We start from the raw sequence: 7,368 nt of genomic DNA, 5'->3' as shown, positions 1-7,368 counted from the left end.
CCGGCAGGCGCCGCTCCGGCGGGGCGCCAGCCCAGCATCGCATGCGCGCGGGCGCAACTGACTTCTACTTCGTCCTCGGCAATGTTGAAGACGCCGCCGCCCGTATACCGCAGCGCGGCAAGCGCGGCCCTGGCCGCTTCGTTCACGTGCAGCCCGTTGGACACGGGCCGCGCCTTGACGCCGGTGCCCGGCCCATACAGCCGTCCGTAGCGCAGCACCGTGCCGCGCAGGCCGGGCGCCTGCAGCACCTGCCGCTCCAGCGCCGCCGCGCCCAGCACGCTGACCCGCCGGTCGCCCGTGGCATTCAGGTCCAGCGGGGCCGTTTCGTCGCAGGGGCGCGGCGCATCGGGCGCATAGATCCAGTTGATGCTTTGCGCCACCATGCCAACGGCGCCCGCCTGGCTCGCCGCATGGACCAGGTTGCGCGTGCCGGTTTCACGGATGCGCGCGTTGCGGCGCGCCGTCTCGGCGGCCCGGGCGGGGTCGTGCAGCGTGGCCAGATCCGTCAACTGGTGCATGATGCTGGCCGGGCGGATGCGCATCAGCGCGACGGCAAGCGCCTCGGCGTCGAACACATCCACCACCACCGGGTGCACGCCTGCCGTTTCCAGCCGGGCGGCCCGGTCCGCATGCCGGGTGCTGCCGTATACCTCGTAGCCGGCCGCGCGAAGCAGCGGGATGAGCGCCGTGCCGATGGCGCCGGTGGCGCCGGCGAGGAAAATTCTTTCTTGCATGACAGGTCACCGATCAAAACCGAGAGGCTTGCAGCGTAGGCCGACGCATGGCCCAGCAAAAAGAACCATGAATGAAATAAAAAACCAGGACATGGAGCCTGCCCCCGGACTGCCGTCGGCCGGGCCGCAATGCCGGGACGCCGCGCCATCCGGTATTTCCCTGGTTTTCCAGGATGCGCGAGGCGGCAAAATTGCCTTACTCGGACGCATGAAAAAGTGTAAAAATGTATGACTTTCGCCGTCGCTGCGAAAATCCTGGGGACGAGCGTCGATGACGCGCAAGTATGTAATCGGAATAACCGTAATCCTGGCCGCCGCGGGAGCCCTGCTCCCCATCGGCTTTGTCCTGCACATGTCCTGGAGCCGCGCCGTCGCCCAGGAGCAGCATCACCTCGATAACCAGGCCGAGCGCGTGCGCGCCCACGCGCAAGGCGTGCTGGACAATACGGCGGCCGCGCTGCGCGGGCTCAACGCTCTCGCGCTGGAGCCTTGCAGCCGGCAGCACGTGCGGCACATGCAGACCCTGGCGCTGCGCGACCGCGCCATCGACGAGATCGCATACGTCGAGGGCGGCCTGGTGCGATGCACCACCTGGGGCGTGCCCGATGCGCAGACGTCGCTGGCGCCACCCGACCTCAAGCTGTCCAGCGGCGCCAGCCTCAAGCTCGACGCCGTGCCGGTGGTCAGCGCCGCGCTGCGCATGGTGGCCGTGCGCGACGGCGCCTACAGCGCCCTGATCGAACCGGGCCGCTTCACCGACGTGGTGCTGCCCGACGGCGTGCAGCTCGCGCTGGTGTTGCCGGGCGTGGGCCTGCTGGGTTCGGTGGCCAATCCCGATCTGGTGCTGGTGGCCCAGGCCCTGGGCGGAGGCACGCTGCGGCTGGAGGAAGACTACCTGACCTCGGTCGCGCGCAGCAGCGACCTGGCCGTGGTCATGCTCGAACCGCAGAGCGAGGCTCTGGCCGCGTTGCGCCGCGAACACTGGCTGTGGCTGCCCCTGGGCGCCGTCGCCTCGGCCGTCCTGATCGCGCTCGTCGTCTGGCTTTCGTGCTGGCGCCTGTCGCTGCGGGGAGAGCTGGCCATCGCCATTCGCCGCCGCGAATTCGTCCTGCATTACCAGCCCATCATGGACCTGCGCGCCGGCACGTGCGTCGGCGCGGAAGCCCTGGTGCGCTGGGCGCGCCCGGGCCGCGCCTTGCTGCGGCCCGACCAGTTCATCCCCGTGGCCGAGGCCCATGGCCTCATTACCGACATCACGCGCGAGGTGTTCCGCCTGGCCATCCGCGACATGGGCGATCTGCTGGCCCGCGACCGCAACGCGCACATCGCCATCAACCTGAGCGCGGGCGACATGAAAGACCTCGGCTCCCTGCATGCCCTGCACGAAATGCTGCGCGACACCGGCATCGCGCCGCAACAGATATGGCTGGAAGCCACCGAGGCCGGCTTTCTCGACGTGGAGCGGGCGCGCGCCACGATCATGGAGGCCCGGGAGCTCGGCCACATCATCGCCATCGACGACTTCGGCACCGGCTATTCCAGCCTCTCGTACCTGCAGCGCCTGCCGCTGGACGCGCTGAAGATCGACAAATCCTTCGTCGACACCATCGGCACCGACTCCGCCACCCACAACGTCACCGACCACGTCATCGAAATGGCCAAGTCCCTGCGCCTGAAAATCGTTGCCGAAGGCATCGAGCATCAGGAGCAGGCCGACTACCTCAAGGCCCGCGACGTCGACCTGGGCCAGGGCTGGCTGTTCGGCAAGCCCATGGAGGCCGGCGACTTCATCCGCTTCTACCGCCGGCATGGCGCGGGGGCGGTCCGTCCGGCCCGGGCGCAGGCGGCCTGACGCGGCAGCCGCCGCCGTTCTTCATTCTCCTCCCGCCGCGGCCGTTGTTACCATGGAGCACGGTCCGGTGGCGCCATGCATGGTCCAGGCCATCGGCCGGAATCTCCAACATGGACCCTCAGGAGCGAGACAACCATGCCGCAGACGTTCAAGGCGGCCGTCATCCAGGCGGCCTCGATTCCCACCGACAGCATCGCGTGCGCGCGCAAGGCGGCCGCGCTGATCCACGAGGCCGCCGGGCAGGGCGCGAAAGTGCTGGTGTTTCCGGAAGCCTTCCTGGGCGGCTATCCCAAGGGCAACACCTTCGGCGCGCCCATCGGCATGCGCAAGCCCGAAGGGCGGGACGCCTACGCCAGTTATCACCGCCAGGCCGTCCGCCTGGACGGCGACGAAGTCGCGATCATCGCCCAGGCCGCCATCGACACCGACAGCGTCGTGGTGCTGGGCTGCATCGAGGCCGATGGCGGCACCCTGTACTGCACCGCGCTGTATTTCAACGGACACCGCGGCCTGGCGGGCAAGCACCGCAAGCTCATGCCCACCGCGGGCGAGCGGCTGATCTGGGGCTTCGGCGACGGCTCCACCCTGCCCGTCATCGACACGCCCTACGGCCGCATCGGCGCCGTCATCTGCTGGGAAAACTACATGCCCATGCTGCGCATGTACATGTACAGCCAGGGCGTCGCGCTGTATTGCGCGCCCACCGCCGACGACCGCGACACCTGGATCCCCAGCATGCGCCACATCGCGCTCGAAGGCCGCTGCTACGTGCTCACGGCATGCCAGCACCTGCGCCGCGACGCCTATCCCGAGGATTTCGAATGCGCCCTCGGCGACGCGCCGGAAACCGTGCTGATGCGCGGCGGCAGCGCCATCATCGACCCGCTGGGCCAGATCCTGGCCGGGCCCGACTATGCCGGCGAGACTATCCTCTACGCCGACATCGATCCGAACCAGATCCTGCGCGGCAAATACGATTTCGACGTGTCGGGCCACTACGCGCGGCCCGACGTCTTCCGGCTCCAGGTGGACACGCAGGCCAAGCCCGCCGTCCAGGCCGCGCCGGGGAGTGCGCCGGGCGCAACAGCGTTTTGAGCGCGGCCAGAAAGGCATGCTGCTCAGTGGGCTCGGATGCCTGGCTCTCTTGAGTGGGAGGGCAAGGGATGGGGGGCGCATCGGGCAAGAAAAAACCCGCAGAGCCTTGGCTGGTGCGGGTTTTCTGGATTCGGCCGGACGCCGTTGGACGTGCAACTGGCGGAGAGGGTGGGATTCGAACCCACGGTACGGGGAAACCGTACGCCTGATTTCGAGTCAGGTACATTCGACCACTCTGCCACCTCTCCGTGGCTGGATTTTGCGGGCGGCATGGCGGATCCGGCAAGCGCGCCTTGTACCTTGCTCTTGTACCTTGCAAGAGAAACAGCGGCGCAAATCCCGAAGCCGTTTCCGCGGTCAGGCTCTTGGTCGGTGAGCCTGCGCACGCAAAGCAGCTAAGCCAGTAACTATACAGCAATTTTGGAAGGCGTGTAAAGAATTCGCGCGCGCCCGGTCTGGCTTGTCGGAAAAGCCACACCGGGCGGGGCCGGGGCCCGCGGACGGCTTTCGCGCCGGCGGCTGCATGCCGCAGAATGCGCTCGTGCCTCTTCTTCCGCTGTGCCTTCCTTTCGCCGGGACGCGCCATGGACCTGATCCTCATTCTCCTGCTTGCCGCCGTCATCTGCGTGCCCCTGACACAGGTGCTCGGTCTGGGCGCCATACCCGGCTACCTGCTGGCCGGCCTGCTGGTGGGGCCGTCGTGCCTGAAGCTCGTCACGGACGTGAACACCATCGTCAACGTGTCCCAGTGGGGCGTGGTGATGATGCTGTTCGTGATCGGGCTGGAGCTGGCGCCGCGGCGGCTGTGGGCGATGCGGATGGAAGTGTTCGCGCTGGGCGCGATGCAGATGCTGGCCTGCGGGCTGGTGCTGGGCGTGGCGTTGGGGATGGCGCTGCGGCACCTGGCCGGCATGCCGTGGCAGGGCGCGGTCATCTGCGGGCTGTCGCTGGCGCTGTCGTCCACGGCGGTGGCGCTGCGGCTGCTGGACGAGCGCGGCCTGACCCGGGCGCCGCTGGGGCGGTCGGCGCTGGGCATTCTGCTGTTCCAGGACATGGCGGCGATTCCCATGCTGCTGGCGGCGGGGCTGCTGGGTTCGGACGGCACGTCGGCGCCCTCGTTCACCATGGCGCTGGTGGCCGTGGCGGTGCTGGCCGTCGGGCACCGCCTGAAGATGCTGAGCTGGGCCGACAAGGCCAGGCTGCCCGAGCTGTTTACGGCGGCGGCGCTGCTGCTGGTGGTGGGGGCCGCCCAGTTGTTCGACTTTGCCGGGCTGTCGGCGGGCCTGGGCGGCTTTCTGGCGGGCGTGTTCATGGCGGAATCGCGCTACCGCGACCGGCTGGAGGCGTCCATCGAGCCGTTCAAGGGGCTGCTCCTGGGGCTGTTCTTCCTGTCGATCGGCATGTCGGTCAACCTGCGGGTGGTGGAAGACTACTGGCGCTTCATCCTGGTGGGCGTGGCCGCACTGCTGCTCATCAAGGGCGCGCTGCTGTACGGGCTCGCGCGGCTGCTGGGCCTGCCGCGCTATCACCGGCTGCTGTTCGCCATGGTGCTGGCGCAGGGCGGCGAGTTCAGTTTCGCGATTTTCAATGAAGCCTGGGACAACCACCTGGTGAACCAAGTGCAGCGCGACGTGCTTTCCATGGTGGTGGCGGTGTCGATGGGCGTGGTGCCCATGCTGATCAAGCTGCTGGAGCGGTTGCCGGAGAGCATGGGCGGCATGGCCGACCTGCCCGCGCCGCCGCGGGCGCCGGCCGGCAAGGAGGAGGGCGGGCCGCCTTCCTCCTGAGCCGCCCGCCACCCCGGCGCGCGCGGTCGTGGCATTATTGTGGCGTCCCGGGCCCGCTACACTGATGCCCGTTTCTTGCGCCAGACAGGAGAATTCTCATGCTCAAAGGAAAAGTCGCAGTCGTCACGGGTTCCACCAGCGGAATCGGCCTGGGCATCGCCACGGCCTTCGCGCAGCAGGGCGCCGACATCGTGCTCAACGGATTCGGCGACGCCGCCGAGATCGAGAAAGTGCGCGCCGGGCTGGCGGACCGGCACGGGGTGAAGGTGGTGTACGACGGTGCCGACCTCTCGCGCGGCGAGGCCGTGCGCGGCCTCATCGACAACGCCGTGAAGCAGCTCGGCCGCATCGACATCCTGGTGAACAATGCCGGCATCCAGCACACGGCCCCGATCGAGGAATTTCCCGTCGAGAAGTGGGACGCCATCATCGCGCTGAACCTGTCCGCCGTGTTCCACGGCACGGCCGCCGCGCTGCCCCACATGAAGAAGCAGGGCTGGGGCCGCATCATCAACATTGCCTCCGCGCACGGGCTGGTTGCCTCGGTGAACAAGTCCGCTTATGTGGCGGCCAAGCACGGCGTGGTGGGTTTCACGAAGGTAACGGCGCTCGAAACCGCCGGCCAGGGCATTACCGCCAACGCTATCTGCCCGGGCTGGGTGCGCACGCCCCTGGTCGAGAAACAGATCACGGCCCTCGCCGGGCAAAACGGCGTGGACCAGGAAACCGCCGCCCGCGAGCTGTTGGGCGAAAAACAGCCGTCGCTGCAATTCGTGACGCCGGAACAACTGGGCGGCACGGCCGTGTTCCTGGCTTCCGAAGCCGCCGCGCAGATTACCGGCACCACCATCTCCGTCGACGGCGGCTGGACGGCGCGCTGACAAGGAAACGAACCCCATGCTGTTTTTGCTCTCTCCCGCCAAGAAGCTGGACTACGATTCGCCGCTGCACGTGCAGGCGCATACCCAGCCCCTGTTCGTGGACCAGGCCGCCGCGCTCATCAAGGTGCTCAAGACCAAGTCCGCCGAGGAAATCGGCGAGCTCATGAGCCTGAGCCCGGCGTTGTCCGAACTCAACGCGCAGCGCTACGCGCACTGGAAGCGCAGCTTCACCCAGGAAAACTCCCGCCCTGCCGTGCTCGCCTTCAATGGCGACGTATACGAAGGGCTGGAAGCTTCCACGCTGTCGGCCAGGCAGCTCGACTGGGCGCAGGAGCACGTCGCCATCCTGAGCGGCCTGTACGGCGTGCTGCGTCCGCTCGACCTGATGCAGCCCTACCGCCTGGAAATGGGCACGCGGCTGGTCACGCCCAAGGGCAGGAACCTGTACGAGTACTGGGGCAGCACCATTGCCGAATACCTCAACGAACGCCTGCAGGGCGACAAGACGCCGGTGATCGTCAATCTGGCGTCCGAAGAGTATTTCAAGTCGGTGGACCTGAAGACGCTGAAGGCGCGCGTGGTGCAGTGCGTGTTCCAGGACTGGAAGAGCGGGGCCTGGAAAGTCATCAGCTTCCACGCCAAGCGCGCGCGCGGCCTCATGGCCCGCTATGCCATCCTGCACAAGGTGTCCAGGCCCGAAGGGCTGCAGGGCTTCGACCTGGAGGGCTACGCCTACGACGCCGGGGCGTCGTCGCCCGACAAGCTGGTGTTCCGCCGCAAGGCCTGAGCCCGGCGGGGCCGGCGCTCGTCAGGCGGCGGCCGGGCGTGGCCGGGCATGCAGCGGGTCGTCCAGGGCCATCAGCTCCTGACGGATCATGTGGGCGGCTCTCAGCATCTGCTTGAGCGGATAGGCCAGCGCCGCCAGCTCGCCCGAGGTGTCGAGGGCGGGCTGCTGGGGGCGGGGGTCGGGCTGGTTCTCGTCCAGTTGCTCGGCCATGCCGGCCAGCGCCCGGGCCACG

At 68.1% G+C, this 7,368-nt stretch carries 7 protein-coding genes and 1 tRNA gene; 5 read left to right on the top strand and 3 right to left on the bottom strand.

Features of this window, described 5'->3' with window-relative positions; genetic code table 11:
• Positions 1-734 (bottom strand): NAD-dependent epimerase/dehydratase family protein (locus AD428_RS19915; protein WP_053246334.1); only part of this gene is annotated, 734 nt, incomplete at its 3' end.
• A 271-nt stretch (positions 735-1,005) separates the two neighbouring features.
• Here AD428_RS19915 and AD428_RS19910 point away from each other — a divergent pair.
• The gene (locus AD428_RS19910; RefSeq protein ID WP_053246333.1) at positions 1,006-2,586 is read left to right on the top strand and encodes an EAL domain-containing protein; all 1,581 of its coding nucleotides are present in this window, start codon (positions 1,006-1,008) and stop codon (positions 2,584-2,586) included.
• Between the two features lie 135 nt (positions 2,587-2,721).
• Positions 2,722-3,681 (top strand): carbon-nitrogen hydrolase family protein, encoded by a 960-nt coding sequence (locus AD428_RS19905; protein WP_053246332.1) that lies wholly within the window; start codon positions 2,722-2,724, stop codon positions 3,679-3,681.
• Between the two features lie 157 nt (positions 3,682-3,838).
• Here AD428_RS19905 and AD428_RS19900 read toward each other — a convergent pair.
• Positions 3,839-3,929 (bottom strand) — tRNA-Ser (locus tag AD428_RS19900).
• Positions 3,930-4,265: 336 nt separating this feature from the next.
• Here AD428_RS19900 and AD428_RS19895 point away from each other — a divergent pair.
• The 3 genes from AD428_RS19895 to yaaA all read left to right on the top strand — a co-directional run bounded on the left by AD428_RS19895 (position 4,266) and on the right by yaaA (position 7,136).
• On the top strand, positions 4,266-5,468 hold the full coding sequence (locus tag AD428_RS19895; protein ID WP_053246335.1) for a cation:proton antiporter: 1,203 nt from the start codon (positions 4,266-4,268) through the stop codon (positions 5,466-5,468).
• 98 nt (positions 5,469-5,566) lie between these two features.
• Positions 5,567-6,349, top strand: a complete 783-nt coding sequence (locus AD428_RS19890) for a 3-hydroxybutyrate dehydrogenase (RefSeq protein WP_053246331.1) — start codon at positions 5,567-5,569, stop codon at positions 6,347-6,349.
• 16 nt (positions 6,350-6,365) lie between these two features.
• Positions 6,366-7,136 (top strand): peroxide stress protein YaaA, encoded by a 771-nt coding sequence (yaaA, locus tag AD428_RS19885; RefSeq protein WP_053246330.1) that lies wholly within the window; start codon positions 6,366-6,368, stop codon positions 7,134-7,136.
• Between the two features lie 21 nt (positions 7,137-7,157).
• Here yaaA and AD428_RS19880 read toward each other — a convergent pair.
• A partial coding sequence (locus AD428_RS19880; RefSeq protein WP_152968164.1) for a hypothetical protein occupies positions 7,158-7,368 on the bottom strand: 211 nt, incomplete at its 5' end.

Source organism: Achromobacter sp. DMS1, assembly GCF_001270295.1.
Note: the sequence above shows the minus strand (reverse complement) of the source record. Positions and strands in the feature narration are given on the sequence as shown.

Excerpts from the sequence above, each read along its gene's own strand:
- AD428_RS19910 (WP_053246333.1), top strand. The coding sequence starts at position 1,006 with ATGACGCGCAAGTATGTAATCGGAATAACCGTAATCCTGGCCGCCGCG.
- AD428_RS19905 (WP_053246332.1), top strand. The coding sequence starts at position 2,722 with ATGCCGCAGACGTTCAAGGCGGCCGTCATCCAGGCGGCCTCGATTCCC.
- AD428_RS19895 (WP_053246335.1), top strand. The coding sequence starts at position 4,266 with ATGGACCTGATCCTCATTCTCCTGCTTGCCGCCGTCATCTGCGTGCCC.
- AD428_RS19890 (WP_053246331.1), top strand. The coding sequence starts at position 5,567 with ATGCTCAAAGGAAAAGTCGCAGTCGTCACGGGTTCCACCAGCGGAATC.
- yaaA (WP_053246330.1), top strand. The coding sequence starts at position 6,366 with ATGCTGTTTTTGCTCTCTCCCGCCAAGAAGCTGGACTACGATTCGCCG.